At 70.4% G+C, this 26,148-nt stretch carries 25 protein-coding genes and 1 tRNA gene; 12 read left to right on the forward strand and 14 right to left on the reverse strand.

The features are described from left to right. Nucleotides 1-301 precede the first annotated feature (301 nt). A complete protein-coding gene (locus DEJ14_RS16300; protein ID WP_111085211.1) occupies nt 302-1,345 on the reverse strand; it encodes a C40 family peptidase in 1,044 nt (347 codons plus the stop codon). A gap of 177 nt (nt 1,346-1,522) precedes the next feature. Next, nucleotides 1,523-2,218, reverse strand: coding sequence for an iron-dependent transcriptional repressor DtxR (locus DEJ14_RS16305; RefSeq protein ID WP_111085212.1), 696 nt, complete (start codon nt 2,216-2,218; stop codon nt 1,523-1,525). A gap of 174 nt (nt 2,219-2,392) precedes the next feature. On the opposite strand from DEJ14_RS16305, the gene serC reads away from it, so the two are divergent. Then, a complete protein-coding gene (gene serC, locus DEJ14_RS16310) occupies nt 2,393-3,508 on the forward strand; it encodes a phosphoserine transaminase (protein WP_111085213.1) in 1,116 nt (371 codons plus the stop codon). 96 nt (nt 3,509-3,604) lie between these two features. Here serC and DEJ14_RS16315 read toward each other — a convergent pair whose 3' ends face one another. Together DEJ14_RS16315 and DEJ14_RS16320 are read right to left on the reverse strand one after the other, a co-directional pair. Then, nucleotides 3,605-4,294, reverse strand: coding sequence for a DUF3027 domain-containing protein (locus tag DEJ14_RS16315; RefSeq protein WP_111085214.1), 690 nt, complete (start codon nt 4,292-4,294; stop codon nt 3,605-3,607). A gap of 4 nt (nt 4,295-4,298) precedes the next feature. Beyond that, a complete protein-coding gene (locus tag DEJ14_RS16320) occupies nt 4,299-4,676 on the reverse strand; it encodes a cold-shock protein (RefSeq protein WP_111085215.1) in 378 nt (125 codons plus the stop codon). Nucleotides 4,677-4,785: 109 nt separating this feature from the next. Here DEJ14_RS16320 and DEJ14_RS16325 point away from each other — a divergent pair, with 109 nt between their 5' ends. The 5 genes from DEJ14_RS16325 to DEJ14_RS16345 all read left to right on the forward strand — a co-directional run bounded on the left by DEJ14_RS16325 (nt 4,786) and on the right by DEJ14_RS16345 (nt 11,107). Further along, nucleotides 4,786-5,031, forward strand: a complete 246-nt coding sequence (locus tag DEJ14_RS16325; protein ID WP_111085216.1) for a multidrug ABC transporter ATPase — start codon at nt 4,786-4,788, stop codon at nt 5,029-5,031. 28 nt (nt 5,032-5,059) lie between these two features. Further along, complete coding sequence (locus DEJ14_RS16330) at nt 5,060-6,823, forward strand: helicase-associated domain-containing protein (RefSeq protein ID WP_111085217.1); 1,764 nt, start codon at nt 5,060-5,062, stop codon at nt 6,821-6,823. Between the two features lie 48 nt (nt 6,824-6,871). Continuing rightward, on the forward strand, nt 6,872-8,569 hold the full coding sequence (locus DEJ14_RS16335) for a DNA repair helicase XPB (RefSeq protein WP_111085218.1): 1,698 nt from the start codon (nt 6,872-6,874) through the stop codon (nt 8,567-8,569). Between the two features lie 51 nt (nt 8,570-8,620). Then, entirely contained in the window at nt 8,621-9,316 is a 696-nt protein-coding gene (locus DEJ14_RS16340) for a response regulator transcription factor (protein WP_017888045.1), read from the forward strand. Between the two features lie 66 nt (nt 9,317-9,382). Then, nucleotides 9,383-11,107, forward strand: coding sequence for a sensor histidine kinase (locus DEJ14_RS16345; protein ID WP_111085219.1), 1,725 nt, complete (start codon nt 9,383-9,385; stop codon nt 11,105-11,107). 562 nt (nt 11,108-11,669) lie between these two features. On the opposite strand, the gene groL is transcribed toward DEJ14_RS16345, so the two are convergent. From groL to DEJ14_RS16375, 6 genes are all read right to left on the reverse strand, one after another. After that, nucleotides 11,670-13,292 carry a chaperonin GroEL gene (gene groL, locus DEJ14_RS16350; RefSeq protein WP_111085221.1) on the reverse strand — a complete coding sequence of 541 codons (1,623 nt, stop codon included), beginning with the start codon at nt 13,290-13,292 and terminating at the stop codon, nt 11,670-11,672. A 261-nt stretch (nt 13,293-13,553) separates the two neighbouring features. After that, nucleotides 13,554-13,757, reverse strand: a complete 204-nt coding sequence (locus DEJ14_RS16355; RefSeq protein WP_111085222.1) for a cold-shock protein — start codon at nt 13,755-13,757, stop codon at nt 13,554-13,556. A gap of 181 nt (nt 13,758-13,938) precedes the next feature. Further along, nucleotides 13,939-14,544 (reverse strand): LytR C-terminal domain-containing protein, encoded by a 606-nt coding sequence (locus tag DEJ14_RS16360; RefSeq protein WP_111085223.1) that lies wholly within the window; start codon nt 14,542-14,544, stop codon nt 13,939-13,941. Continuing rightward, nucleotides 14,541-14,867 (reverse strand): DUF3263 domain-containing protein, encoded by a 327-nt coding sequence (locus DEJ14_RS16365; RefSeq protein ID WP_258373264.1) that lies wholly within the window; start codon nt 14,865-14,867, stop codon nt 14,541-14,543. Before DEJ14_RS16365 ends, DEJ14_RS16360 begins: the two co-directional genes overlap by 4 nt. Before the next feature lie 97 nt (nt 14,868-14,964). Continuing rightward, nucleotides 14,965-16,044: a DUF2332 family protein gene (locus DEJ14_RS16370; RefSeq protein WP_111085225.1), complete on the reverse strand. Its 1,080-nt coding sequence runs from the start codon at nt 16,042-16,044 to the stop codon at nt 14,965-14,967. Then, on the reverse strand, nt 16,044-16,517 hold the full coding sequence (locus DEJ14_RS16375) for a GNAT family N-acetyltransferase (RefSeq protein WP_181437522.1): 474 nt from the start codon (nt 16,515-16,517) through the stop codon (nt 16,044-16,046). The genes DEJ14_RS16370 and DEJ14_RS16375 overlap by 1 nt, the downstream gene beginning before the upstream one ends. A 65-nt stretch (nt 16,518-16,582) precedes the next feature. On the opposite strand from DEJ14_RS16375, the gene msrB reads away from it, so the two are divergent. Further along, a complete protein-coding gene (msrB, locus tag DEJ14_RS16380; RefSeq protein ID WP_111085227.1) occupies nt 16,583-16,990 on the forward strand; it encodes a peptide-methionine (R)-S-oxide reductase MsrB in 408 nt (135 codons plus the stop codon). A gap of 37 nt (nt 16,991-17,027) precedes the next feature. Then, a tRNA-Thr gene (locus DEJ14_RS16385) sits at nt 17,028-17,103 on the forward strand. 199 nt (nt 17,104-17,302) lie between these two features. Here the strand turns inward: DEJ14_RS16385 and DEJ14_RS16390 are convergent. Together DEJ14_RS16390 and DEJ14_RS16395 are read right to left on the reverse strand one after the other, a co-directional pair. Continuing rightward, nucleotides 17,303-18,334 (reverse strand): aldo/keto reductase, encoded by a 1,032-nt coding sequence (locus DEJ14_RS16390; RefSeq protein ID WP_111085228.1) that lies wholly within the window; start codon nt 18,332-18,334, stop codon nt 17,303-17,305. Nucleotides 18,335-18,415: 81 nt separating this feature from the next. Continuing rightward, nucleotides 18,416-19,195: an alpha/beta fold hydrolase gene (locus tag DEJ14_RS16395; RefSeq protein WP_111085229.1), complete on the reverse strand. Its 780-nt coding sequence runs from the start codon at nt 19,193-19,195 to the stop codon at nt 18,416-18,418. Here DEJ14_RS16395 and DEJ14_RS16400 point away from each other — a divergent pair. Continuing rightward, nucleotides 19,194-19,988, forward strand: a complete 795-nt coding sequence (locus DEJ14_RS16400; protein WP_258373265.1) for an NAD(P)H-hydrate epimerase — start codon at nt 19,194-19,196, stop codon at nt 19,986-19,988. The genes DEJ14_RS16395 and DEJ14_RS16400 overlap by 2 nt on opposite strands. 27 nt (nt 19,989-20,015) lie before the next feature. Here the strand turns inward: DEJ14_RS16400 and DEJ14_RS16405 are convergent, their stop codons facing one another. Continuing rightward, nucleotides 20,016-21,158, reverse strand: coding sequence for a glycerol dehydrogenase (locus DEJ14_RS16405; RefSeq protein ID WP_111085230.1), 1,143 nt, complete (start codon nt 21,156-21,158; stop codon nt 20,016-20,018). Between the two features lie 112 nt (nt 21,159-21,270). On the opposite strand from DEJ14_RS16405, the gene ypfJ reads away from it, so the two are divergent. Beyond that, nucleotides 21,271-22,164 (forward strand): KPN_02809 family neutral zinc metallopeptidase, encoded by an 894-nt coding sequence (gene ypfJ / locus DEJ14_RS16410; RefSeq protein ID WP_111085231.1) that lies wholly within the window; start codon nt 21,271-21,273, stop codon nt 22,162-22,164. Nucleotides 22,165-22,167: 3 nt separating this feature from the next. Here ypfJ and DEJ14_RS16415 read toward each other — a convergent pair whose 3' ends face one another. Then, on the reverse strand, nt 22,168-23,118 hold the full coding sequence (locus DEJ14_RS16415) for a DsbA family protein (protein WP_111085232.1): 951 nt from the start codon (nt 23,116-23,118) through the stop codon (nt 22,168-22,170). Between the two features lie 264 nt (nt 23,119-23,382). Here DEJ14_RS16415 and DEJ14_RS16420 point away from each other — a divergent pair, with 264 nt between their 5' ends. Together DEJ14_RS16420 and DEJ14_RS16425 are read left to right on the forward strand one after the other, a co-directional pair. After that, nucleotides 23,383-24,483 (forward strand): ABC transporter ATP-binding protein, encoded by a 1,101-nt coding sequence (locus DEJ14_RS16420; RefSeq protein ID WP_111085233.1) that lies wholly within the window; start codon nt 23,383-23,385, stop codon nt 24,481-24,483. Between the two features lie 88 nt (nt 24,484-24,571). After that, the gene (locus DEJ14_RS16425; protein ID WP_111085234.1) at nt 24,572-25,882 is read left to right on the forward strand and encodes a DUF4032 domain-containing protein; all 1,311 of its coding nucleotides are present in this window, start codon (nt 24,572-24,574) and stop codon (nt 25,880-25,882) included. Nucleotides 25,883-26,148 lie beyond the last annotated feature (266 nt).

A 26,148-nucleotide genomic window follows, 5' to 3' on the forward strand; every position in this document is an offset into this window, starting at 1 on the left:
CGCAGGTGACCGTCGCTCGCGCACACGTCCCCTGAACCACGAAGAGCACCACCCGGATGGGCAGTGCTCTGGTCATGCAGGGGCGTGCTCGTGCACGCAGGCGGTGGTCGACCGTATGTCGATGCGCGCGCGCCGACCCATGGTGCGGGTCGTGCGGAACAACGACATGGGGTCTCCCTGCTCGGGGCCTTGCGGACCGGTGCAGCGTCAGGCTACGTCAGAAACCGGCCCGGCACGAGGGTGTGCGGGCCGGTTTCGGCGATGTTCACGGGTTCGATGCCCCGCGGTCGGGTCTGGTGCCTCAGATGCCGAAGCGGACGATGTGGTAGTCGCTGGTCCAGATCGGACGGATCGACACGGAGCCACCGGGCTTCGGGGCATCCATGATCATGCCGTTCCCCATGTAGAAGCCGTCGTGCGCCTCGTTGTTGAAGATGACGACGTCGCCGGGCTGCGCCTCGGACTCGGGGATCGTGGTGCCGGCCTGGTCTTGCAGCGGCACGGAGTGCGCGAGGTTGATGCCGTACTGGGCGTAGACGAACATGACGTAGCCCGAGCAGTCGAAGCCGGACGGGTCGGCGCCGCCGAAGACGTACGGGGTGCCGATGTACTGCTTGGCGGTGGCGACCACGGCCGGCAGTGAGAACGGGGTGTCCGCGGCGCTGGAGCTCGCCACGTAGTCGGCGGCGGACGGGCCGGTGTACGAGGCGTACTGCTCGGCGGTCTGGGCACGCGCCGCCTGCGTGGCCGATGCCGCCTGCTCGGCCTGCTCAGCGGCTGCCTCGGTCGCTTCGGCCTGGTCGGCTGCAGCCTGCTCGGCCGCTGCGCGTGCGTCGAGCGTCGCGGTCGACGTGGCTCCGTAGCCGTCGCGGCTCGTGCCGGCCAGTGCGACGGCGTCGGACACCGAGAACTCCTGGCTCTCCGTCGCACGGACCTGGCGCTGCGCGTTCGCCGCCTCGGTGCCGGTGGAGGTCTGTGCGGCGAAGGCCGGCGCGACCGCCACGGTGCCGAACATGCCGGCGGCGACCGTCAGGACGATGGGGGCGAGGAACTTGCGCTTGCGCGACGACGAGCTCGCCTTGGCAGCGGTCGCGGTGGCTGCGGCCTGTGCGGCACGACGGCCGCCGGGGAGCGGGGCGGAGCGGACCGGGACGACCTTGCGGGTCGGGCGCGCGTCGGCCTGGCGGACGGACCGTCGGGTGAGCGGTGCGTCGGTGGCGTTCTCGGTGTTCGTCGGGTTGGCGGGCGTCTGGTCGTCCGCGGCGGAACCGGTCTGCGTCAAGGGTGTGGTCTCCGGCGTCTCGTCATCACGCTGCCGTGGGTGTCCGGCGACGTGCAACCCCATCCGTTCGTCATCGTTTCCGATCGAGGCAGGAGACGGGTTCGAGACGTCCTGCCACGGGTCTCCGGCTCAGGCGCAGCGCGGGGACTCGACGAGTGTACGGGGCCGTCGTTACCTTGTCGAGATGAAACGGGCCGTTTGTAACGAAACGGTAAAGAAGCCCTGGTCAGGGCCGCGAAATCAGTCCCGCTCGATGTACACGTGCTGCGCGACCTCGACGGGGAGCTCGATGCCCGAGTCCTCGCCCTCGACGCGGACGGCGACGTAGGCCCCGGCGCGCTGCACGCTCGCCAGACGGCCGGGCATGACGCCGGCCGTGCGGAGCTGGTGCAGCAGCTCGGGCTCGAACTGCACGGGCTCGCCCAGACGACGGATCACACCGGTCGCGACGGCGTCGGTGCCCTCGGTCGCGGCGACGATGTTCTGCACACCGTCGAGGAACCCGGCGGCTGCGGGGCCGCCGATCTCGGCCAGGCCGGGGATCGGGTTGCCGTAGGGCGACTCGGTCGGGTTGCCGAGCATCTCGAGCAGGCGGACCTCGACCTGCTCGCTCATGACGTGTTCCCACCGGCAGGCCTCGTCGTGGACGAACGCCCAGTCGAGTCCGATGACGTCGGCCAGCAGGCGCTCCGCCAGACGGTGCTTGCGCATGACGTGGGTGGCTCGGGAGCGCCCTTCGTCGGTGAGCTCGAGGTGGCGGTCGCCGGAGACGACGACCAGGCCGTCGCGCTCCATGCGGGCGATGGTCTGCGAGACCGTCGGGCCGGAGTGGCCGAGCCGCTCCGAGATGCGAGCGCGCAGCGGAACGATCGCCTCCTCCTCCAAGTCGAGGATGGTGCGAAGGTACATCTCCGTGGTGTCGACGAGATCGGTCACGGTCCGCCTCTCATGTCTGGGCCCAGCGGCCACCACCCTACTTGTTCGGACCGACGAACTCCGACCGACACTTGCACGGGGCAAGAAGAGGGCCGTGGCCACAGCGCTCCAGGCCTCCCCGTCCGGCCGGTACAGGCGCACCAGCACTGGGATCGCGCTCGGTAGGATCGGTGCATGGCAGACATCGTCATCCCCGCCGAACTCCTCCCCACCGACGGCCGCTTCGGCTGCGGACCGTCCAAGATCCGCGGCGCGCAGCTCGAGTCCCTCGTGACGCGCGGGGCCACGATCCTCGGCACGTCCCACCGCCAGAAGCCCGTGAAGGACCTGGTCGGCAGCGTCCGCTCCGGGCTCGCCGACCTGTTCCAGGTCCCCGAGGGCTACGAGGTCGTCCTCGGCAACGGCGGCTCGACCGCGTTCTGGGACGCCGCCGCGTTCGGCCTCATCGAGCGCCGTGCCGAGAACCTGTCCTTCGGCGAGTTCGGGTCGAAGTTCGCCAAGGCCGCCGGTGCCCCCTGGCTCGAGGCTCCGCACGTCGTCGAGGCCCCCGGTGGATCGCTCGCCGCGCTCGAGCCCGTCGACGGCGTCGACGTCTACGCCTACCCCCACAACGAGACCTCGACCGGCGTCATGGCCCCGGTCGTCCGCGCCACCGGTGACGCCGGAGCACTGACGGTCGTCGACGCCACGAGCGCCGCCGGTGGTGCCGCGTTCGACGTGGACGCCGCCGACGTCTACTACTTCGCCCCGCAGAAGAACTTCGCCTCCGACGGCGGCCTGTGGCTCGCGCTGTTCTCCCCCGCCGCGATCGAGCGGGTCGAGCGCATCGCAGCGAGCGGTCGGTACATCCCCGAGTTCCTGTCGCTCAAGAACGCCGTCGACAACTCGCGCCTGAACCAGACGCTGAACACCCCGGCGATCTCGACGCTGCTGCTGCTCGACGACCAGGTCCGGTGGATCAACGAGTCCGGCGGTCTGGCCTGGGCGGACACCCGCACGAAGACCTCGTCGTCCACGCTGTACGACTGGGCCGAGTCGGTCGACTACGCGACGCCGTTCGTGACCGACCCCGCAGCCCGCTCGCAGGTCGTCGCCACGATCGACCTCGACGACTCGATCGACGCCAAGGCCGTCGCCGCGACCCTGCGCGCGAACGGCATCGTCGACACCGAGCCGTACCGGAAGCTCGGGCGCAACCAGCTGCGCGTCGCGACGTTCACCGCGATCGACCCGGACGACGTCGCGAAGCTCGTGCAGGCGATCGACTTCACGGTCAACGCCCTGCGCTGACCCGTCCGTCGCGCGGGCCAGCGCCGGCGACGAACACCACCAAAACGACGAAGCACCACGGGATCCCGTGGTGCTTCGTCGTTGTTCGGGTGCGTGTCAGGAGCGGTGGAAGTCCGGGTCGACCTCACCGGCATCGAGCTGGGCGCCGTCGAGGTCGGCGTCCGGGTCGACGGGCTGCACGCGCTGCGCGCGACGACGGCGAGGGGGCTGCGGGGCGTCGTCGACGTCCTCGTCAGCGGTGTCGGCGAGCGCGTCGACGTCCACACCATCGATGTCGTCGTCGTCCGGTTCGTCGAGGTCGTCCTCGTCCGCTTCGAACTCGGCGTCCTCGTCGTCCTCGTCGTCCTCCGACTCGTCGTCGGCTTCGTCGTCGTCCGAGTCGTCGTAGTCGGCGTCCTCGTCGTCGTCCGAGTCGTCATCCGACTCGTCATCGAAGTCGTCGTCCTCGTCGTCGGACTCCTCGTCCGACTCGTGGTCCTGCGCCGCCCGGTACTCGGCCAGTCGCTCGGACCACGGCACCCACTCCGGTGCGACGAGCGAGCCGTCGCCGGGCATCAGCTCGACCTCGAGCACGGTGGGGTCCTCGTCGCCGACCTTCGCGACGCTGACGGTCCAGCGCCAGCCGGGGTAGCCCGGCATGCGGTTCGCGAACAGGACGGAGACGACGCCGTCGCCCTCGTCCACGGTGCCGACGGGCGCGCCGATGCTCGATTCGGGGGTCACCTCGAGCAGCGCGGTCCGCGCCAGGTCGGTGTAGTCAACAGGTACTGCGTCGCTGTCTGTCATGGGGTCACGCCTCCAACTGGTCTGCGACGTGCCGCAGGATGGCGGCGAGTCGATCGCCGTTCTTCGGGTAGCGGCCGTGGCGGAGGTCTCCGCTGATCCGGTCGAGTTCCTTCACCAGGTCCTCGACGATCACGGCCATGTCGTCTGCGGAGCGACGGGTCATCCGGGACAACGACGGCTGCGGGTCGAGGAGCCGCACGGACAGTGCCTGCGACCCCTTCTTCCCCTGCACGACGCCGTACTCGAGCCGGGATCCCGCCTTCACGGTCACGACGCCGTCGGGCAGCGAGGACGCGTGCAGGAACACCTGGTCGCCGTCGTCTCCGGTGATGAAGCCGAAGCCCTTGTCGTCGTCGTAGAACTTGACCTTGCCGGTGGGCATGCGTGGACTCCTCGAGGTCGTGGTACGGCCGTGGTGCGTCGGATATCCTGGGTCGATGGCCAATCCGACCCGATCAACCGGGAACCCGCAGGATTCCGCAGAACCCCCGGTGACGTTCAATCGTACCGAACGCGCTCTGGCGTTCATGATCGGTGGGATCATCATCCTCGGCCTGCTCTGCTTCGTCGCGATGATCATCATGTGGCTCACCGCTCCGGCCGCCCGGGGCACGATGCCGTGGCCGGTGGTCATGGCCATACCGCTCTACGGCTTCCCGATCGCCATGGTCCTGGTCTTCGCCCTCCTCGGCATCACCTGGACGCGCCGCGCACGAGCCAACCGGACGGCTCGCTGACGTCCGCCCCGGACGCTGGCACCGGACGATGACGACCACCGCCGACCTGGCCGCCCGACTCCGGGCGTTGCCGGACGACTCCCTCGAACGACTCGTCGCTGCGCGGAGCCTGCCCCCGGCTGCCCTCGCTGAGACCGGTCCGCAACGGATCACCGACTTCTTCGACCTGGCCGAGGCGCTCCGCACCGACGACGCCGTCGACGCTGCCGTCGAGCACCTGCCCCGCGCCACGATCCTGGCGCTCCGCGACGGCGGGGACGCCGACCGCCTCGGTCCGGCGATCACGCTCGGCCTGGCCGACGAGGACGGCGCCGTCGACGACGCGGTCGCCGCACGCGTGGCCGCCCACCCCGACCTCGTGGCACTGCGATCGACGGGAGGCCCGGATCGCCCCGACCGCGCCGCCCACGCCGACGACGTGGCCGGCCAGGACCGCGCGCGAACCACCGGCGCCGAGCAGGCGTTCTCGAGCATGACCGTGCTCGCCGAGCTGCTGCGTGCGGTGGACGCCGGCACCGTCCGAGAACTCGTCAAGGGCGGCATCGGCACCCCGCTCGCGAAGACCCTGGCCGAGCGCATCGGCACCGACGCCGACGTCGTGCCCGGCCGCCTCGCACTGCTCGCCCGGGTCGGGTTCGCCGACCCGGGCTCCGGCCGGTGGACGGTCACCGACGCCGGACAGGACTGGCTCGTCGCCGACTGGCCGGACCGCTGGGCGACGCTCGTGTCGGCCTGGGCGGACACCCTCGGCCCCGCGGTGCACGAGGTCCTCGCACTCGCCGACGACGACCTGCGCGACCTCGTGGCCCTCGGCCGCTGGGCGTACCCGGCGGGCTCCCGCTGGCTCGACGCCGTGCTGCTCGACGCGGCCGGCACCGCCGCGTCGCTGGGGCTCGCGGTCGACGGCATCGTCACGAGCACCGGCCGAGCGCTGCTGGACGGTGACGCCGGGCCCGCGGCGGAGGACCTGCCCGGCACCGTCGACCAGGTGTACCTGCAGCACGACCTGACGGTGATCGCTCCCGGCCCCCTCGCCCCGGTCGACGACGCCGCCCTGCGCACGGTCGCCGTGCTCGAAGCCCCCGGACTGGCCGCCCGCTACCGCATCTCCGAGGACACCCTGCGCACCGCGTTCCGCGCCGGGCACTCCCGCGACGACGTCCTGGCGCTGCTCACCCGGCTGTCGTCGACCGGCGTCCCGCAACCCCTCGCCTACCTGGTCGACCAGGTCGCCGGACGCGACGGCAGCATCGTCGTCGACCGCGGCGAAGGCGGGGTCGGCACCGTCGTCCGCGGTACCGCGGACCAGCTCGACCTGATCGGTGTGGACGCCGAACTGCGGCAGATGGCGTGGGACCGCAGCGACCTGACGACGCTCACCACCCGTTACCCGGCGCACGTCGTGCACACCGCGCTCGAGGACCAGCGCTACCCGGCCGTGCTCGCGACCGGCGCCCGCCCCGAGACGCACCACGGGCCTCCCGGTCGGCGCAGCCCCACCGGACGCTCGCCGGAACAGGCGGCGCACGCACTCGTGGAACGGCTCCGCCTGACCACCCAGCGCGGCGACGCGGAGCCGGAGCAGGAGTGGCTGGGGCGGCAGATCGACCTGGCCGTGCGCGGTCGCACGCCGATCCGGCTGACGGTGCGGATGCCGGACGGCTCCGAGCGGCCGTTCTCGATCATCCCGACCTCGGTCGCCGCCGGACGCGTCCGTGGGCGCGACACCAGTGTGGACGTCGAGCGCACGCTGCCGCTGTCGCTCGTCGTGTCGGTCGAGAGCGACGCCTGAGGTGCACGGTCACCCGAACGCAGGTGACGACGGCTAGGCTGGCAGGTCATGAACGGACCGCTGATCGTGCAGAGCGACCGCACCGTGCTCCTCGAGGTCGCACACCCCGACGCCGAGGACGCACGCCACGAGCTCGCGGCCTTCGCCGAACTCGAACGCGCCCCCGAGCACGTGCACACCTACCGCATCACCCGCCTCGGCCTGTGGAACGCACGGGCCGCCGGACACGACGCCGAGGCGATGATCGCCACCCTCGAGCGCTTCGCCAAGTTCCCGGTGCCGCAGAGCGTCACCGTGGACATCCGCGACACGGTGTCCCGCTACGGCCGACTCGTCATCCGGCGTGAGGAACGCGAGGACGCCCCGGTCATCGCGAACTCCCCCACCGAGGAACTCGAGCGACTGCCCGTCCTGCTCCTGACCGCCGAGGACCCGTCCGTGCTGGCCGAGGTCATCCGGTCGAAGCGGATCAAGCCACTGCTCGGCGACATGCGGACCCCCTCCGAGGTCGAGCTGCAGCCGTGGGCACGCGGGCAGATCAAGCAGGAACTCGTGAAGCTCGGCTGGCCGGCCGAGGACCTGGCGGGCTACACCCCCGGGCAGCCGCACCCGATCGATCTCGACACGGCCGAGTGGCACATGCGCCCGTACCAGGAGCAGGCCGTCGACACGTTCTTCGCGCAGGGCTCCGGTGTCGTCGTGCTGCCCTGTGGCGCCGGCAAGACCCTGGTCGGTGCCGGCGCGATGGCGACCGTCAAGGCGACCACGCTCATCCTCGTGACGAACACCGTGTCCGCACGGCAGTGGCGCAGCGAGCTCCTCAAGCGCACTACCCTGCAGGCCGAGGACATCGGCGAGTACTCGGGCAGCGTCAAGGAGATCCGGCCGGTCACGATCGCGACCTACCAGATCCTCACCGCCCGTCGGAAGGGCGAGTACACGCACCTGTCGCTGCTCGACGCCCTCGACTGGGGCCTCATCGTCTACGACGAGGTCCACCTGCTGCCGGCCCCGGTCTTCAAGCTCACCGCCGACCTGCAGGCCCGCCGACGCCTGGGCCTGACCGCGACGCTCGTACGCGAGGACGGCCGCGAGGGCGACGTCTTCTCGCTCATCGGCCCGAAGCGCTACGACGCTCCGTGGAAGGAGATCGAAGCGCAGGGCTACATCTCGCCGGCCGAGTGCTACGAGGTGCGCATCGACCTGCCGCACCAGGAGCGCCTGGAGTACGCGGCCTCGAGCGACGACGAGCGCTACCGGCTCGCCGCCACCTCGCCCGCGAAGACCCCGGTCGTCCGCGAGCTCATCGAGAAGCACCGCGGCGAGCAGATCCTGGTGATCGGGCAGTACATCGACCAGCTCGACGAACTGGCGGCGTCGCTCGACGCGGCCGAGATCACGGGTGCGACCCCGGTCGACGAACGTGAGCGGCTGTACGACGCGTTCCGAGCCGGCGAGGTGGACGTGCTCGTCGTGTCGAAGGTCGCGAACTTCTCGATCGACCTGCCCGACGCCACCGTCGCGATCCAGGTCTCCGGGTCGTTCGGGTCACGGCAGGAAGAGGCGCAGCGCCTCGGTCGACTGCTCCGTCCGAACAAGGACGGCCTGCCGGCGTCGTTCTACACGCTCGTCGCACGGGACACCGTCGACCAGGACTTCGCGCAGAACCGGCAGCGGTTCCTCGCCGAGCAGGGGTACTCCTACACGATCCTGGATGCCGACCAGGTCCAGGCGCCCGTGGGCTGACGTACGCACCGCTCTCAGGAAACCATTAGGCAACGGTCAGAAGATAGGACCATGAGCGATGGCCCCAAGATCCTGATCGTCGACGACGAGCCGAACATCCGCGACCTCCTGACGACCTCGTTGCGCTTCGCCGGGTTCGCCGTCCGTGCCGTCGGCAACGGCGCACAGGCGATCTCGGCCGTGCTCGAGGAAGAACCCGACCTGATTATCCTCGACGTGATGCTCCCCGACATGAACGGTTTCGGCGTCACCAAGCGCCTGCGGTCGTCGGGGTACACCTCGCCGATCCTGTTCCTCACCGCGAAGGACGACACCGAGGACAAGATCACCGGCCTCACCGTCGGCGGCGACGACTACGTCACCAAGCCGTTCTCGCTCGACGAGATCGTCGCCCGCATCAAGGCCATCCTCCGTCGCACCATGAACGACGAGGAAGACGCGATCATCCGCGCCGGCGAGCTCACCATGGACCAGGACACGCACGAGGTCACCATCGGCGACGCGCAGATCGAGCTCTCCCCCACCGAGTTCAAGCTGCTCCGCTACCTGATGCTCAACCCGAACCGCGTGCTGTCGAAGGCGCAGATCCTCGACCACGTGTGGGAGTACGACTTCAACGGCGACGCCGGCATCGTCGAGAGCTACATCTCGTACCTGCGTCGCAAGCTCGACCAGTACTCGGCCGAGCCGATCATCCAGACCAAGCGCGGCTTCGGGTACATGCTCAAGGCGTCCAAGGCGTCGTAGCCCGTTCCGTTCTTCACGGCGGTCGTCCGGTTTCACCGGGCGGCCGCTGTCTATCGTTGGTGCAGCATGCACACGCGAATGAGCCGCTGGTGGGACGGGATCTCCCTGCGCACCAAGATCACCGGGATCACGGTGCTCCTGGTCGCGCTCGGGCTGCTCGTCGCCGGGCTCGGCACGATGACCGTCCTGTCGACCTACCTGATGGCGCAACTCGACAACAACGTCAAGGGCACCACGGAGCAGCTCGAGGGCCAGAACATCAGCGACGGCGAGCAGTACTGCAAGCTGTCGGTCGTGCTGTCGCAGAGCGCCTACGTCGCCGCGTACGACGCCGACGGCGACCAGATCTGCCAGACGAAGGCGTCGAGCCGTCCGGACATCCGCGAACTCGACTTCTCAGCAGCGGCGCAGAACGGTGCGCGCTTCTCGCTCTACGACAGCCAGCACAACCACGAGTGGCGTGCCCAGGTCATCCCGGCGTCACTGCAGAACCAGACGAGCGGCTCCACCGAGACGGGCTTCGTGCTCGTCGCGGTGTCCAGCGCCGACACCGACCAGACCATCGCCCGGTTCACCGTCATCTTCCTGGGCTTCGGCATCTCGGTGATCCTGCTCGGCGCCATGCTCACGCGGCTGCTCGTCACCGCCACGTTCGACCCGTTGCGCGACGTCGAGGACACCGCGGCGCGGTTCGCCGCCGGTGACTTCAACCAGCGCCTCGAAGCCGACACCCCGAACACCGAGGTCGGTCGACTGAACCGCTCCCTCAACGTCATGCTCGAGCGCATCGACACCGCGTTCGAGGACCGCCAGCGCACCATCGACCAGATGCGGCGGTTCGTCGGCGACGCTTCGCACGAACTCCGCACCCCGCTGGTGTCCCTGCGCGGGTACGCCGAGCTCTACCGGATGGGCGCCCTGCGCAAGGAAGAAGACGTCGCCCAGGCGATGGAGCGCATCGAGAAAGAGGCGAAGCGGATGGGCCTGCTCGTGCAGGACCTGCTCCAGCTCGCCCGCATCGACGAGTCCAAGCCGCTCGAGCTCGGCCCGGTCGACCTCGTCGCGATCGCCCGTGACTCGGCGCTCGACACCATGGCGTCCAACCCCGACCGCGAGATCCAGGTCCTGGTCGAGGACGCCATGACGGGCGAGAGCGTGCCCCAGGCCGTGCGGCCGCCCGCGTCGTCATCGTCGCTGTCGTCGGGGTCGTCGGACTCGTCGGGCTCCTTGTCCGACACGGGCGAGGTCCCCCCGGCATCGCCCACGTCGGCGAACACCACGGGCCCCATCGCGTTCTCGCGGCAGACGATCGCGCGCCTCCGTGCTCGGCGGACCCGAGCGATGGACATCGAGGCCGGTGCCGCTCCCACCGACGAGACGACGCCACTGCCCACGGTCGTCATGCCCAAGCGTCCCCCGATCGTGCTGGCGGAGGAGAACAAGATCCGCCAGATCGTCACGAACCTGATGGGCAACGCCATGCGGTTCACCGAGCACGACGACCCGATCGAGATCGGTGTCGGGGTGGACGACGACCGCGGCATGGCCCACATCGACGTCATCGACCACGGTGAGGGGATCCCGGCGCAGCTGCGCGACAAGATCTTCCAGCGGTTCTGGCGTGCCGACACCTCGCGTGCGCGGGACACCGGCGGTTCGGGCCTCGGGCTCGCCATCGTGTCGGGCATCGTCGCGGCACACCACGGCTCGGTCGAGGTCTTCGACACCGAGGGCGGCGGCGCGACCTTCCGCGTCTGGCTCCCCTTGCTGCCGCGCGACTACGCCGCCTGACGCGGGCGCGCGGCGCGCCCGCGCCCGCGCCCGCGCCCGCGGTTCCAAAATCTCGGCATGTCGCGCCACGTGGCGCTCGAGTTCGGAACCTCGGCGTTCAGCACACGGCGAGTCGTGGGACCCCGGCGCACCGATTCCGCCGCAAACCCGTTCTGTCCGGAGCCGCGTCACACCGACCAGCGAGACCGTCCATCGACGAGGAGCGGCACGAAGCTCTCGCCCGGACCGAACATGCGCACGAGACGCCGGACCCGGCGACGGTCGGACGCAGCGACGGAGAACGACGCTGGACGGGCCTCCAGTCCGAACCGACCGACTCGGCGAGGTTCCACGACATGCCGCTCGTTGATCGCCGAGGTTCCGAACAACGGCGAATCCGGCCCCGAGATGCCGAGATTTCGGAACCTCACGGGGCGGGACGGAACGGGCCGAACCGTCCGTTTGTGACCGCTCGCCGAACTTGAGCGGGGTGTTGTGACCTGCCGCCCCACGCACCCCTCCCCCCCCGCACGCGGAAGGGCCCCGCACGCGCAGCGTGCGGGGCCCTTCCGGAACAGCGGACCTAGAAGTCCATGCCACCCGTCGGGTCGCCGGCCGGAGCGGCCGCGGCACGCTCGGGCTTGTCGGCGACGACGACCTCGGTCGTCAGGAACAGACCAGCGATCGACGCAGCGTTCTGGAGCGCCGAACGCGTGACCTTGGCCGGGTCGATGATGCCCGCGGCGATGAGGTCGACGTACTCGCCGGTCGCGGCGTTGAGGCCCCAACCTGCTTCGAGCTCGCGGACCTTGGCGGCCACGACACCCGGCTCGAGACCGGCGTTCAGCGCGATCTGCTTGAGCGGTGCGTCGATCGCGACGCGGACGATGTTCGCACCGGTCGCCTCGTCACCCTCGAGGGTGAGTGCGTCGAGCGCGACCTTGCCGGCCTGGATGAGGGCGACGCCACCACCGGCGACGATGCCCTCTTCGACGGCAGCCTTCGCGTTGCGGACGGCGTCCTCGATGCGGTGCTTGCGCTCCTTGAGCTCGACCTCGGTCGCGGCACCCGCCTTGATGACGGCGACGCCACCGGCGAGCTTCGCCAGGCGCTCCTGGAGCTTCTCGCGGTCGTAGTCGGAGTCGGTCGCGTCGATCTCGGCGCGGATCTGACGGACACGGCCGGCGATCTGCTCGGCGTCGCCAGCACCCTCGACGATCGTGGTCTCGTCCTTGGTGATGACGACCTTGCGGGCACGACCGAGCAGGTCGAGCGTCGCGTTCTCGAGCTTGAGGCCGACCTCTTCGGAGATGACCTGGCCACCGGTCAGGATCGCGATGTCCTGCAGCATGGCCTTGCGGCGGTCACCGAAGCCCGGGGCCTTGACGGCGACGGACTTGAAGATGCCGCGGATCTTGTTCACGACGAGCGTGGCCAGGGCCTCGCCGTCGACGTCCTCGGCGATGATCAAGAGCTGCTTGCCCGCCTGGATCACCTTGTCGACGACCGGCAGGAGGTCCTTGATGTTCGAGATCTTCGAGTTGACGATCAGGATGTAGGCGTCCTCGAAGACGGCTTCCTGACGCTCGGGGTCGGTGACGAAGTACTGCGACAGGTAGCCCTTGTCGAAGCGCATGCCCTCGGTCAGCTCGAGCTCGGTGCCGAAGGTGTTCGACTCCTCGACGGTGACGACACCTTCCTTGCCGACCTTGTCGATGGCCTCGGCGATGAGCGCGCCGATGGTCGGGTCTGCAGCCGAGATCGACGCGGTCGCGGCGATCTGGTCCTTGGTCTCGATGTCCTTCGCGTTGGCGAGGAGCTGGTCGGAGACGGCGGAGACGGCCTTCTCGATGCCGCGCTTGAGCGACACGGGGTCGGCGCCGGCGGCGACGTTGCGGAGGCCCTCGCGGACGAGTGCCTGGGCGAGGACGGTCGCGGTGGTCGTACCGTCACCGGCGACGTCGTCGGTCTTCTTGGCGACCTCCTTGACGAGCTCCGCACCGATCTTCTCGTACGGGTCGTCGAGCTCGATCTCCTTGGCGATGGAGACACCGTCGTTCGTGATCGTGGGGGCGCCCCACTTCTTCTCGAGGACGACGTTGCGGCCGCGCGGGCCGAGCGTCACCTTCACGGCGTCGGCCAGCTGGTTCAGGCCGCGCTCGAGGCCACGGCGGGCCTCCTCGTCGAAAGCAATGATCTTAGCCATGTGAGTTCTCGTCCCTCCCGGACGTCGTGGGGTCGTGCTGGCACTCAACGTGAGCGAGTGCCAACGCCGATTCTGGCACTCGCCCGGTGCGAGTGCAACACGATCGGGAGGCTCGTCACGTCTTCCCAGGACACGCCCCGCCAACAGCGCACCCCGACCACCGCCGCGGACCGCCCGCCACGCACGTCACGCAGCGCGGGCCACGCACGACGAACGCGCCGCCCCTGACGGGACGGCGCGTTCGCGATGAGTGTCGTGCGCTCAGGCCGGTCGGACCGCCTCCGCCTGCGGGCCCTTCGACCCGGTGCCGACGTCGAACACCACTGCCTGGCCCTCCTCGAGGACCTTGTAACCCGACATGTCGATGGCCGAGTAGTGCACGAACACGTCCTGACCTCCTCCATCGACGGTGATGAAGCCGAAGCCCTTTTCAGCGTTGAACCACTTCACGGTTCCGTTGGCCATGATCTCTTGCTCCCTGGTACTGCTGTGCGAACGACGTGTTCGTCGTCTGCAAGGGACTCTGCTCGAAGCACGCCGATCAGGCAAGAGGTGTGACGTTGTTTCACGTCGATTCCGACAGAAATCAACGTGCCCGAAACACGACCGTCACAAATGCGGACGGAACGGGCCCGCGGAATGCGGATCAGCCGGTGTAGTCGGCCCCGAGCACGACGCTCACGTCGGCGTTCGGGAACGCTGCCGACTGCTGCACGGCGGTGACCCCGAGCTGCTTCGCGATGCCCTGCGCGACCGCCGCCTGTGCGGCCTGCTGGTAGTACACGACCGTCGAGGTCGACCCGGTCGTGCCAGCGTCCCCGGTCGAGGCGACCTGCCAGCCGGCACCGGTGAGCGTCGCGCTGGCGCGGGCGGCGAGACCGGTGGTCGTCGTGCCGTTCAGGACGACGACGGTGGTCGTGCCCTGCTGTGCCGGCGTCGCGGCAGCGGCTCCAGAGTCGGCACCCGACCCGGCCGACGACGACGCCGAGGGCTTCGAGGTGGCGGACGCGGACGGCTTCGACGTGGCCGACGAACTCGTCGACGCCGAGGGCGAGTCCGAACCGCTGAACGAGTAGCTGCCGTTCAGGAGCGCGAGGACGAGCACGCCGATGCCGACGAGCACACCGGTGGCGAGTGCCGCCCAGGCGAACGCGATCCAGCCACGGCCGCGGCGCTGGGCACCGCGGTGTGCGCCGACCCGGGGGCCGTCGGCGACGTCGTCGAAACGGTCACGGGGGAATCTGGTGCTCATCGTTCCTCTTCACGTCCTTCGGGAGCGGCACCGGGCGCGACGAAGCTGCGCGTCGCCCGGGCGCTGGTGCGCGCGTGCCGGAGCCGCTGCAGCCTGGTGACGAGCTGCGGGTCGTACGCGAGTGCCGCGGGCGAGTCGATCACGCGGTTCAGCACCTGGTAGTAGCGCGCCGCCGACATCTCGAACTCGACCCGGATCTCCGCTTCCTTCGTGCGGTCGTGCCGTGCCCGGTCGTGCTCGAACGACAGCACACGCTGCGCGAGCTCGCTGAGCTGGTCAGCGCTGAGCTCGTCAGCGCGGTGCTCGTCGGTGGGGCTGGTCACGGCGGTTCCGATCACGTATCGGGTAACGGGTCTCGCACATCGTAGGGGCGGAGAGCATCCGGACCCTGGCACGGCGCTGGACTGTCGCGAACACCGGTCACAGGTTCGGGTCGCGGAACCAGCGCACGCGCGTGCCGAACGGGTCCGAGACGGCGACCGCGGTGCCGTCGATCGAGGCCGTGGCGAAGGCGTCCGGATCCGCCGCATCGACGTCGTCGGGCAGCGTCGCCGCCACACCGCGCAGGATCCCGGTGCGTTCGAGCGCGATCCAGTGCACGCCACGTTCGCGGACGCGGTCCACGAACCGCTGGCGCTCGGCACCCGGCACGTAGACCAGGGTGCCGGTGGTCAGCACGATCGGCTCCACGTCGTCCGGCAGGGCGTCCAGCGCACGGTCGAGGTCACCCGGCAGCGTGCCCCGGATCCGCACGGGAGGCACGGCGAGCGTCGCGCGCGCCGCCTCGCGCATCAGGGCGATCCGGTCCGTCGCCTCGGGCGGGACGGCCTCGACCAACCGGTCGAACGCGCCCGGTGCGGCGAGGTCGATCGGGTTCGGGTCGAGCAGGACCCGGGCACCGACGCGGATCGGCGCGCGGGCCGGAGCCGGAAGGACCCCGGAGACTTCTGCGACGAGACGGACCGCGGGTTCGTCGACCGCCGTGTGCATCCGGACGAGCTCGGTGCGCACCCCGCCGTGGTCGTCGCGCCCCGAGGAGTCGGGGCGCGACGACAGCACCGGGGCGCGATCCGCCGGCACCCGGGACTCCGACGTCCGGTGGTCGAGCGTCACCCGGTCCGGGATCGAGCAGAGCCCGGCGGCGCCCCCCGCGTCCACCAACCCGAGCGGCCGCGAGGCCCGCTCGGCGAGCGCCGCGAACAGCGGGACGACGGGACCGAGCCGCCGCGGGTCGTTGGCCTGCACCGTGGCGGAGGCGAGGGCCGCGACCAGGGCGGGGCGGGCCTCCCGACCGATCGCGCGCAGCGCACCGGGGTCCGACGGATCCGCGCCGAGCCGCCGCGCGACCGCGAAGAGCAGTTCCGGCTGCCGCTGCTGCTCGGCGACCTCGTCGAGCAGCGCGACCAACACGGGGTCGAGCGACCGCGCCCAGGCGGCGTAGGACGGCGAGACGGCCTCGATGCGGGCGGCGTAGGCGGCGTAGCGGCCGAGGGTGTCCATCAGCGCCCCGGGCGGTGCATGCCGACGTGCCGGATGCCGGCTTCGTCGTAGGGCGTCCCGAACCGGACGAAGCCGTGGCGTTCGTAGAGCGCGGCGACGTACTCCTGGGCGTGCAGCACGACGGGTTCGTGCCCGTGGGCCGCGAGCACGGCGGCGACGAGCCGGCCGGCGATGCCCTGCCCACGGTGGTCGGGGTGCGTCGCGACCCGGCCGATCACCCAGGACGGCGGCGGCGCGTCCACCGGGTGCTCCTCGTCCGCAGCCGGTCGGATCAGCCTCAGGTACCCAACCGCTTCGGTGTCCGTACCGAACCACCAGTGCTCGGTCTCGGGCTCGCGGTCACGGCCGTCGAAGTCCTCGGCCGTCACCCGTTGTTCGAGTGCGAAGACGCGGTTCCGGAGCACCACGATGCCGTACAGTTCGTCCGTCGTCAGACGGGTCCAGCGGGCGTGGTGCACGGAATGCTCGGACATCGTCGCGAGTTTACTGAAGTGGTCGGGAGTGCCCGGAAGAACCCGACCGGAAGCAGGAGGAAACAATGGCATACAACGTCGACAAGTCCGACGCCCAGTGGCGCGAGGATCTCTCCCCGGACCAGTACGCCGTCCTGCGTCAGGCGGGGACCGAACGGCCGTGGACCGGTGAACTCCTCGACGAGGAGCGTGCCGGCGTCTACACCTGTGCGGCCTGCGGCGCGGAGCTGTTCAAGAGCGGCACGAAGTTCGACTCCGGCTGCGGCTGGCCGTCGTTCTACGAGTCGGTGAACCCCGACGCCGTGCAGCTGATCGACGACAAGTCGCTCGGCATGGTGCGCACCGAGGTCCGTTGCGCGAACTGCGGTTCGCACCTGGGCCACGTGTTCCCCGACGGCTTCGGCACGCCCACCGGCGACCGGTACTGCATGAACTCGATCTCGCTGAACTTCTCGGAGAAGCCGGCCGAGTGAGACCCCGACGCCCTCACCGGTAGGATGAGCGGCGTCAGCCGGCATGGCGCAATTGGTAGCGCACCGTACTTGTAATACGGGGGTTGCGGGTTCAAGTCCCGCTGCCGGCCCCACGACCGCCGTCGGGCGGAACGATGCCCCGGGTGATCACTCACCCGGGGCATCGGCGCGTGTGGAACACGGATCAGGGAGTGTTCCGGGCGCTGGACGCGGTAACCAGCCGGTCGTGCGAAGAGGATGACACCTCACCGAACCGTGCGTCCACACCCGGAGCCCACATCAGCGCGAATCCGCACGAACGTGCACGGGTCTTCAGCGCCCGCCGGTGATCTTGCGCCCCCGCTGGGCGACGCCCGCGGTGCCGTACGGGTAGTCGTCGATGCGCGGCGCGCTGGCGTCGGTGAGCTGCGTGAGCTCCGCGTCGGTCAGCACGAGGTCGGCTGCACCGAGGTTGTCCTCGAGCTGGGACACCGTCCGGGCGCCGAGGATCACACTCGTCACCGCCGGCCGGGCGAGCAGCCAGGCGAGGGCGACCTGCGACCGCGAGGCGCCGTGCGCGTCGGCGACCGCGGACACCGCGTCGAGGACGGCCCAGGTGCGCTCGTCACCGTTCCGCGCTTCCCAGGCCTCCATGCCGCGTGCCGGGTTCTCGCCGAGGCGGGTGGAGCCGGTCGGGGCTTCGTCGCGCTGGTACTTGCCGGACAGCCAGCCGCCGGCCAGGGGCGACCAGGGCAGCAGGCCGATCCCGGCGTCGAGGCTGGCGGGCACGATCTCGTGCTCGATGTCGCGGACGAGCAGGTTGTACTGCGGCTGCAGGGTCACCGGCGGGGCCCAACCGTGCGCCTTCGCCTCGTACACGGCCTTCGTGATCTGGTACCCGAGGTAGTTCGAGAAGCCGTACGAGCCGATCTTGCCGGCGGAGACCGCGTCGTCGAGGAACCGGAGCGTCTCCTCGATCGGCGTCAGGGCGTCCCAGGCGTGCATCTGGTACAGGTCGATGTGCTCGACGCCCAGGCGCTCGAGCGAGGCGTCGAGGGCGACTCGGAGGTGCCGGCGCGACAGGCCGACGTCGTTCGGTCCGTCACCCTGCGGGAAGCGGCCCTTGGTGGCGAGGACGACCTGCTGCGCCTCGGTGGGGTGCGCCGCGAGCCAGCGGCCGATGATCCGCTCGGACTCGTTGCCCGAGTAGACGTCGGCCGTGTCGATCAGGGTGCCGCCGGCCGCGACGAACGTGTCGATGATGGTGTGGGAGGTGGGTTCGTCGGCTTCGCTGCCGAACGTCATGGTGCCGAGGGTCAACGTCGACACCGATGTCCCGCTGTTGCCGAGGAGTCTGTAGTCCATGGCGGGGACGGTACGCGCGGTGTCCGGCGACAGCGAGGACCTACGAGTACCCCTCAGCGCGGGGCGGACAACGCGCTGCGGTCAGGAACGCAGGAACGCCAGCGCGGCTTCGCGGAACGCCCGCGACGTCGGCGCGTTGAAGTGGTTCCGCCCCGGGATCTCGAAGAACGACGCATCCGGGGCCGCCTGCGCCAACCGCACGGCACTGTCGCGGATGCCGTCCTCGCTGCCGGCCGCCATCAGGATCGGCTGCGCGGGGGCGTTGTCGGGCGTCGGCTCGATGCTGTTCCGCATCCCCTCGACCATCGCCACGAGCGCCGCGAGGTCGTTCCCCTCGACGTTCCCCGCCATGGTCAGGTAGCCGTTGGTCACGCGGTCCTCGATCGGTGTGCCGTCCGCCAGGTACGCCTTCGCCTGGTCGACCCGCACGCGGCGCATCGGGTCGGCGTCGGGGATCCCGCCGAACACGGCGCGGGTGATGCGGTCCGGCAGCCGTTCGGCGGTGTGCCAGCCGACGCGTGCGCCGAGCGAGTACCCGAGGAACGCGACCTCGTCGAGCAGGTAGGTGTCGATCACGGTGGTGACGTCCGCCACCAGCAGGTCCATCGAGTACGCACCGGGATCGCGCGGCTTCGCGCTCGCGCCGTGCCCGCGCTGGTCGAACGCCAGCACGCGGTACCCGGCGCGGACGAGGTCGCGGGTCCAGCCGGAGGCGTGCCAGTTCAGCACCGCACCAGAGGCGAACCCGTGCACCGCGACGACCGCTGGGGCGTCGGGATCGCCGAAGTCGTAGGTCGCGATCCGGAGGCCGTCGGGCGACATCACGATGCGGGGACGGGGCGCTTCGGGGACGAGTGACATGTCCCCTCCAGGGTACCGGGGCACTGTGGTCGTCATGGACGGCTACGGCGGTGACCAGATCCGGGCGGCAGAGCGGCCGCACCTCGACTCCGGCGAGCCCCTCATGCAACGAGCGGCCGACGGCCTGGCCCGCATCGTCGGCGATCTGCTCGACGATCCGGCCGTCCGGCCGGGCGACGGACCGGGGTCCGTCCTGCTGCTGGTGGGCAGCGGCGACAACGGTGGTGACGCCTTGTTCGCGGGTGCGCGGCTGGCGACGGCCGGGAGGCACGTGGCGGTCCTGCGCGTCGGCTCACGCGTGCACGAGGCGGGCCTGGCAGCGGCGCTGGACGCCGGGGCGCGCCTCGCCCCACCGGCACGGCCGACCCGCCGCTGGCGCGTCGGTCCGGGACCGGCGGCGGGGGCCCCGGACGATCCGTCCGGACCCGAGACGGTGGTGACGGACGCCGCGCTCGACGCCAACCTGGTGCTCGACGCGATCCTCGGGATCGGGGTGCGCGGGCCTGCGGCCCTCCGCTCCCCCGCCCGCGAGGTCGTCGACGCCATCCGTGAACTCGCCCGCGATCAACGCGCGCCGTTCGTCGTCGCCGTCGACGTGCCGAGCGGCATCGACGTCGACACCGGCGGGATCGCGGACGACCACGTCCTGCACGCCGACGTGACCGTCACGTTCGGCGGGGTGAAGGCCGGGTTGCTGACGGGGCCGGCCGCCACCCTCGCGGGACGGATCGAGCTGGTGGACGTCGGGATCGGCGCGGACCTGGCGACGATGGAGCCGCTGGTCCGCACCTGACCCCGATCCGATCAGCGCAGCCGTCCCTCAGTGGTGCTGGTACAGGACCGGCTCCGGCAGGCCGTGCTCGGCGCGGATGCTGCGCGCGATACCTTCGACGGCGATGAGCGCGTCCACCACGAGCTCCGGCGTGACCGGGAACGGCATGTTGTGGATGGTCTCGCCCTCGACGGTCGCGGCCTCGGCCACGGCGCGGAGCTCCGTCGTGTCGTCCACGGTCAGGCCGATCTCGGTGAGGGTGTTCGGCAGGCCGACCTTCGTGGTGAAGACGACGAAGTCCTCGATCTCCTCGGCCGGCGCACCCTCGAGCACGAGCTGCGCGATCGTGCCGATGTTGACCTTCTGCCCGTGCGCCAGACCGTGCGCCTGCGGAGCGGCGGTCAGGCCGTTGTGGATCGCGTGCGCTGCCGCCAGTCCGCCGGACTCGAACCCGAGGCCCGACAGCAGGGTGTTCGCCTCGACGACCTTCTCGAGCGCGGGCGTCACGACCCCGGCCTTCACGGCCTCGATCGCCTGCAGGGCGTTCTCGTGCAGCAGCTTCCAGGACAGCTCGGCGAGCGCGACACCGGTCTCGGTCTGCAGCCCGCCGGCCATGGTGTCGGCGTTCGCACGCTTGGCGGCACGGGCCTCGACCCAGGTGGCCAGGGCGTCGCCGATGCCCGCGACCAGGAACTGGACGGGTGCGTTCGCGACGAGCTTCGTGTCGATGAGCACGAGGTCGGGGTTGTGCGGGAAGAACCGGTACTCGATGAACTCCCCTTCCTCGGAGTAGATCACCGCGAGCGCCGAGGTCGGGGCGTCGGTGCTCGCCGCTGTCGGGACGCTCGCCCAGCGGATGCCGGCCAGGTGCCCGGAGGCCTTGGCCGCGTCGATCGCTGAACCGCCACCGAGCCCGACGATGACGTCCGCGTCGGTCGACCGGATCTGCTCGACGAGGTCGTCGACCGCCTTCGGAGTGGCGAAGCGACCGAAGCCGACGCGCTCGACCCGCAGGTCGGCCGCCTGGAAGCTCGTCGTCACCGCGGCCTCGACGATGCCCCACACGACGTCGTCGGCGACGATCAGGGGGCGCTTCCCGATGGGGGCGACGAACTCGCCGACACGGGTGATCGCGTCCTTGCCCTGCACGTAGCGGGCGGGGCTCATCACGGTGCTGATGGGAGTGGCCATGGTTGCGGTTCCTTCCGGTTGTACGACACGTGTCGGGGTCGCCGACGTCCCAGACGGTACGCGCGGGGCATGCGTGCGGCGTGCGAGTCCCGTGGGCCGTACATTCGGGGGCATGACGTTCAACGACGATTCGCAGCTCACGGGCGGCAGGGTGAAGCGCCGGGGTCGGACGGCCGCGGTCGGCGGCGGTGCCGTCGGCGTCACGGCGATCGTCGTCTTCCTGATCGCGCAGTTCACGGGCTTCGACCTCAGCGGGTTCGTCGGCGGCGGCAGTGGCACGACGCAGATCCAGCAGCAGGACCAGCCGGTCGACGCCGCGCCGGAGTGCCGCACCGGGCGAGACGCCAACCTCAAGGTCGAGTGCCGGATGGAGGGCGCCGCGGAGTCGCTCGACGGCTACTGGACGGCCGAGGCCCGGAAACTCGGCATCTCGTACACGGCGCCGGACTTCTTCCTCTTCGACGGCTCGACCGACACGTCGTGCGGTCAGGCGTCGGCCGCCACCGGGCCCTTCTACTGCCCGCCGGACCGCGCGATCTACCTCGACACCGCGTTCTACGACGACCTGCAGTCGAAGTACGGGTCGTCGGGCGGGCCGCTCGCGCAGATGTACGTCGTCGCGCACGAGTGGGGCCACCACATCCAGCAGCTGCAGGGTGCCTTCGCGAGCACGGACCGTTCGGGCACCGGGGCATCGTCCGGCAGTGTCCGCGTCGAGCTGCAGGCCGACTGCTACGCCGGCGCCTGGGTCGGCGACGCGGCGAACACCGAGGACGCGAACGGTGAGACCTTCTTCGAGCCGATCAGCCGGTCCGAGATCGCCGATGCCCTGTCCGCCGCGAGCGCCGTGGGCGACGACAGCATCCAGGAGCGCTCGAGCGGCCGGGTCGACCCGGACTCGTTCACGCACGGCTCGAGCGAGCAGCGCCAGAGGTGGTTCGTCCGCGGCTACCAGCAGGGCGCGACGAGCTGCGACACGTTCAGCGTCCCCGGGTCGTCGCTGTAGGGATCAGCCCTTCGTCGGCGTGGGCGTCGGTGTCGCGCTCCGCGTGCGCGACGGCGTCGCGCTCGGTGTGGGGGTCGGGGTGGGCGTCGCCTCGGTGGCACCGGCCGCGGTGACCACGAAGGTGCGGAAGTCGTCGTTCGTGATCGGCGACGTGAGCTCGTACTGCTGCCCGTTGACGAGCACCAGCGGCGTTCCGGGGAACTCGCTCAACGAGGATCCGGGGATGTCCCCGCCGGACACCGCGGTCGTCTGCTCGTCGACCCACTTGCTGTAGTCCTGGTCGGCGATGCAGCTCCTGACGGCCCGGCGGTCCTGCAGACCCGAGACCCCGGTGACGACCTTGGTGAGCTGCGCGTCGGTGAGCCCGGGGGTGCCCTCTTCCGGCTGCTCGGCGTAGAGCGCCTTGTTGACCGCGTAGAACTGGTCCGGCGAGTGCTCGGCGACGCAGGCCGCGGCGTTCGCGGCGCGCAGCGAGTACTTGGTGCCCTGCGACCGGTTCGACAGGACCGCGAGCGGGTGGATGTCGACGGTGGCCGCGCCGGAGTCGACGAGGCTCTCGATGTAGTCGCCGTTGGCCTGCTCGAACTCGCCGCACGTCGGGCAGAGGTAGTCGACGTACAGCGTGATGCGCACCGTGCCCGCACCAGCGGTCGCCGAGGCGCTCGGCGACGCACTGCTCGACGCGGTCACGGGCTTGAGCCCCTCGCCGAGGGTGATGCCGCCCTGCGACATGGTCGAGGGCCCGGGGCCTGCTGGCTTCACGGAGTCGACCAGGACGAGCGTGACGACGGCGGCCGCTGCGAGCAGGACGACACCGAGTCCGATCTGGAGTCCGAGCCGGGTTCCGCGCTGGCGGCGCTTCTGCTGTGTCCTGTGGCGCTGCGCTCGCTGTCGGGCGGCTTCGCGGCGCTCGTTCCGCGCGGCGCGGGCGTCACCCTCGGGGCGGTTGGTCATCGGTGCGTCGTCCTCCTGATCGGCGTCCGCACGACCTACCCCCGCTCGGCGGACGGACCCGGCGATTGTAGTGGGCCGCTCTGGGAACCACCCAACCACGCTCTGGGAACCGACCGGCCAGGTGGAAAACACTGGCGCACCCGCGAGAACTCGTGTTGTATGAACCTCGATGGTCGACGACGACCATCCGGGGCCCTCGCGGGCTGACCGCTTCACTCGGATCGTCCGGCACGTACCTGCCGGTGAAGAAAGGACCGAACGCTCATGGCGTCCGTCACCTATGACAAGGCAACCCGTCTCTACCCCGGAGGCAACCGTCCCGCGGTCGACTCCCTCGACCTGGACGTCGCCGACGGCGAGTTCCTCGTCCTCGTCGGCCCCTCGGGTTGTGGCAAGTCCACCTCGCTCCGCATGCTGGCCGGCCTCGAAGAGGTCAACTCCGGTCAGATCCGCATCGGCGACCGCGACGTCACGGACGTCCCGCCGAAGGACCGCGACATCGCGATGGTGTTCCAGAACTACGCGCTGTACCCGCACATGACCGTCGCCGAGAACATGGGCTTCGCGCTCAAGATCGCCGGTGTCGGCAAGGAAGAGCGCGCCACCCGCGTGCAGGAGGCCGCCAAGCTCCTCGACCTCGAGGACTACCTCGGCCGCAAGCCGAAGGCGCTCTCCGGTGGTCAGCGTCAGCGCGTCGCGATGGGCCGTGCGATCGTCCGTCAGCCGCAGGTGTTCCTCATGGACGAGCCGCTGTCGAACCTCGACGCCAAGCTCCGCGTCCAGACCCGTACGCAGATCGCGTCGCTCCAGCGTCGTCTCGGCGTCACCACGGTCTACGTCACGCACGACCAGACCGAGGCACTGACCATGGGTGACCGCATCGCGGTGCTCAAGGACGGCATCCTGCAGCAGGTCGGCACGCCGCGCGACCTGTACGAGAAGCCGAACAACGTCTTCGTCGCGGGCTTCATCGGCTCGCCGGCGATGAACCTGCTGCCGGCCGACGTCGTCGAGGGCGGCATCAAGTTCGGCACGCTCAACCACGCGATCGACCGCGACACGCTCTCCAACGCGCGTTCCGCCCAGATCACGGTGGGCATCCGCCCCGAGGACGTCGTCGTGGCGCAGTCGGGCGAGGGCTTGCCGGTCACGGTCGACGTGGTCGAGGAACTCGGCGCCGACGGCTACCTCTACGGTCACGCCGACGTCAAGGGCACGCGCGTCGACATCGTCGCCCGCGTGGACGGCCGTTCGCACCCGTCGATCGGTGACACCATCGTGGTGACGCCGAAGTCGGGCCACGTGCACGCCTTCGACACCGAGTCGGGCGAGCGCCTGGACGACAAGGCCGTCGTCAGCGCGTAACCGAAGCGCACTCCCCGAGAGCCCGCGCCGCCTCACAAGGGCGGGTCGCGGGCTCTCGGCTGTCCCCCACGACACCGAAGGATCCACCGTGCCCGACTCGATGTCCATCACCGCAGCCACCGTCGACCCCGGCCTGCTCGACCTGCCGTGGGACCTGCCGCTGGCGGACTGGCCGGACGACACCATCGTGGCCCTGCCGAAGGGCATCTCGCGGCACCTCGTGCGCTTCGTGCACCTGAGTGGGTACGTCGCCGCCGTGAAGGAGACCGGCGAGGAGATCGCGCGCTCCGAGTACGAGATGCTCCGCACGCTGCAGCGCATGGACGTGCCGTGCGTCGACCCCGTCGCCGTCATCACCGGTCGGGTCGACGCGGACGGCGAGCAGCTGCACCCCGTGCTCGTGACGCGGCACCTGCGCTTCTCGCTGCCGTACCGCGCGCTGTACTCGCAGACCCTGCGCCCGGAGACCGCGACCCGTCTCGTCGACGCCCTCGCGCTGCTGCTCGTCCGGCTGCACGTCATCGGCTTCTACTGGGGCGACGTGTCGCTCTCGAACACGCTGTTCCGTCGCGACGCGGGCTCGTTCGCCGCGTACCTGGTCGACGCCGAGACCGGCAAGCTCTACCCCGGCGGCCTGTCGAACGGGCAGCGTGAGAACGACCTCGAGGTCGCGCGCGTGAACATCGCCGGCGAGCTCCTCGACCTCGAGGCGGGTGGCCGGCTGGACGAGAACGCCGACCCCGTCGACGTCTCCAACCGGATCGTGGCGCAGTACCGGACGCTCTGGACCGAGCTCACGGGCACCGAGCAGTTCGACATCAAGGAGCGCTGGCGCATCAACGACCGCGTCGAGCGGCTCAACGAACTCGGCTTCGACATCGAGGAGCTCTCGATCCACACGACCGAGGGCGGTTCGCAGGTGCGGATCCAGCCGAAGGTCGTCGACGCCGGGCACCACCAGCGACGCCTGCTGCGGTTGACCGGCCTGGACGCCGGCGAGAACCAGGCCCGACGTCTGCTCAACGACCTCGACTCGTACCGGGCGCGCAACGGCCGCGACGAACTCGACGAGGAGATGGTGGCGCACGAGTGGGTCTCGCGGGTCTTCGAACCCGTGGTCCGCTCGATCCCCCGCGACCTGCGCGGTCGCCTCGAACCCGCAGAGGTCTTCCACGAGCTGCTCGAGCACCGCTGGTTCATGTCGCAGCAGGAAGAGCGTTCGGTCTCGCTGCCCGAGGCCACGACGGCGTACATCAACGACGTGCTGCGCCACCGCCGCGACGAGCGCCTGCTCATCAACCCGCCGACGTCGTCGATGACGCTGCCGATCCCCGTGGTCGACGACGCCGAGCCCGCAGACGACGACGCCGACGTCCAGGACTGGCGCACCACCGTCTGACGCGCTCCCCGCTCGGTCACGACACCCCGCCGGAGCGCCTCCGCCCGGTCACGAACCGTCGGCACCGTCGTCGCGCAGCGACGACACGTGACCACCCGGAGGACACCGGCCGACATGTCGTGACCGTTCGGGGTCCGTGAACGCGACCGCCTGGAGGCCCGGCGCGCGTCCCGGAGACCGGCGCCGGCCCTCCAGACCGTCACGCCCGCACCGCCGGTGGTGACGTTGCACGTCGAGCGGTCACGACACCCCGCCGGGTGGGCTCC

This window comes from Curtobacterium sp. MCJR17_020 (assembly GCF_003234365.2).
GTDB lineage: Bacteria > Actinomycetota > Actinomycetes > Actinomycetales > Microbacteriaceae > Curtobacterium.

What these genes read in the sequence shown, in the direction of transcription:
- DEJ14_RS16360 (WP_111085223.1), bottom strand. Translation starts at nt 14,544, where the DNA reads ATGAGCACCAGATTCCCCCGTGACCGTTTCGACGACGTCGCCGACGGC.
- DEJ14_RS16415 (WP_111085232.1), bottom strand. Translation starts at nt 23,118, where the DNA reads ATGACCAACCGCCCCGAGGGTGACGCCCGCGCCGCGCGGAACGAGCGC.
- DEJ14_RS16400 (WP_258373265.1), top strand. Translation starts at nt 19,194, where the DNA reads ATGTCCCCTCCAGGGTACCGGGGCACTGTGGTCGTCATGGACGGCTAC.
- DEJ14_RS16315 (WP_111085214.1), bottom strand. Translation starts at nt 4,294, where the DNA reads ATGACAGACAGCGACGCAGTACCTGTTGACTACACCGACCTGGCGCGG.
- DEJ14_RS16375 (WP_181437522.1), bottom strand. Translation starts at nt 16,517, where the DNA reads ATGTCCGAGCATTCCGTGCACCACGCCCGCTGGACCCGTCTGACGACG.
- DEJ14_RS16355 (WP_111085222.1), bottom strand. Translation starts at nt 13,757, where the DNA reads ATGGCCAACGGAACCGTGAAGTGGTTCAACGCTGAAAAGGGCTTCGGC.
- msrB (WP_111085227.1), top strand. Translation starts at nt 16,583, where the DNA reads ATGGCATACAACGTCGACAAGTCCGACGCCCAGTGGCGCGAGGATCTC.
- DEJ14_RS16335 (WP_111085218.1), top strand. Translation starts at nt 6,872, where the DNA reads ATGAACGGACCGCTGATCGTGCAGAGCGACCGCACCGTGCTCCTCGAG.
- DEJ14_RS16395 (WP_111085229.1), bottom strand. Translation starts at nt 19,195, where the DNA reads ATGTCACTCGTCCCCGAAGCGCCCCGTCCCCGCATCGTGATGTCGCCC.
- DEJ14_RS16320 (WP_111085215.1), bottom strand. Translation starts at nt 4,676, where the DNA reads ATGCCCACCGGCAAGGTCAAGTTCTACGACGACGACAAGGGCTTCGGC.
- DEJ14_RS16370 (WP_111085225.1), bottom strand. Translation starts at nt 16,044, where the DNA reads ATGGACACCCTCGGCCGCTACGCCGCCTACGCCGCCCGCATCGAGGCC.
- ypfJ (WP_111085231.1), top strand. Translation starts at nt 21,271, where the DNA reads ATGACGTTCAACGACGATTCGCAGCTCACGGGCGGCAGGGTGAAGCGC.
- DEJ14_RS16405 (WP_111085230.1), bottom strand. Translation starts at nt 21,158, where the DNA reads ATGGCCACTCCCATCAGCACCGTGATGAGCCCCGCCCGCTACGTGCAG.
- DEJ14_RS16330 (WP_111085217.1), top strand. Translation starts at nt 5,060, where the DNA reads ATGACGACCACCGCCGACCTGGCCGCCCGACTCCGGGCGTTGCCGGAC.
- DEJ14_RS16420 (WP_111085233.1), top strand. Translation starts at nt 23,383, where the DNA reads ATGGCGTCCGTCACCTATGACAAGGCAACCCGTCTCTACCCCGGAGGC.
- DEJ14_RS16300 (WP_111085211.1), bottom strand. Translation starts at nt 1,345, where the DNA reads ATGGGGTTGCACGTCGCCGGACACCCACGGCAGCGTGATGACGAGACG.
- serC (WP_111085213.1), top strand. Translation starts at nt 2,393, where the DNA reads ATGGCAGACATCGTCATCCCCGCCGAACTCCTCCCCACCGACGGCCGC.
- DEJ14_RS16345 (WP_111085219.1), top strand. Translation starts at nt 9,383, where the DNA reads ATGCACACGCGAATGAGCCGCTGGTGGGACGGGATCTCCCTGCGCACC.
- DEJ14_RS16390 (WP_111085228.1), bottom strand. Translation starts at nt 18,334, where the DNA reads ATGGACTACAGACTCCTCGGCAACAGCGGGACATCGGTGTCGACGTTG.
- DEJ14_RS16340 (WP_017888045.1), top strand. Translation starts at nt 8,621, where the DNA reads ATGAGCGATGGCCCCAAGATCCTGATCGTCGACGACGAGCCGAACATC.
- groL (WP_111085221.1), bottom strand. Translation starts at nt 13,292, where the DNA reads ATGGCTAAGATCATTGCTTTCGACGAGGAGGCCCGCCGTGGCCTCGAG.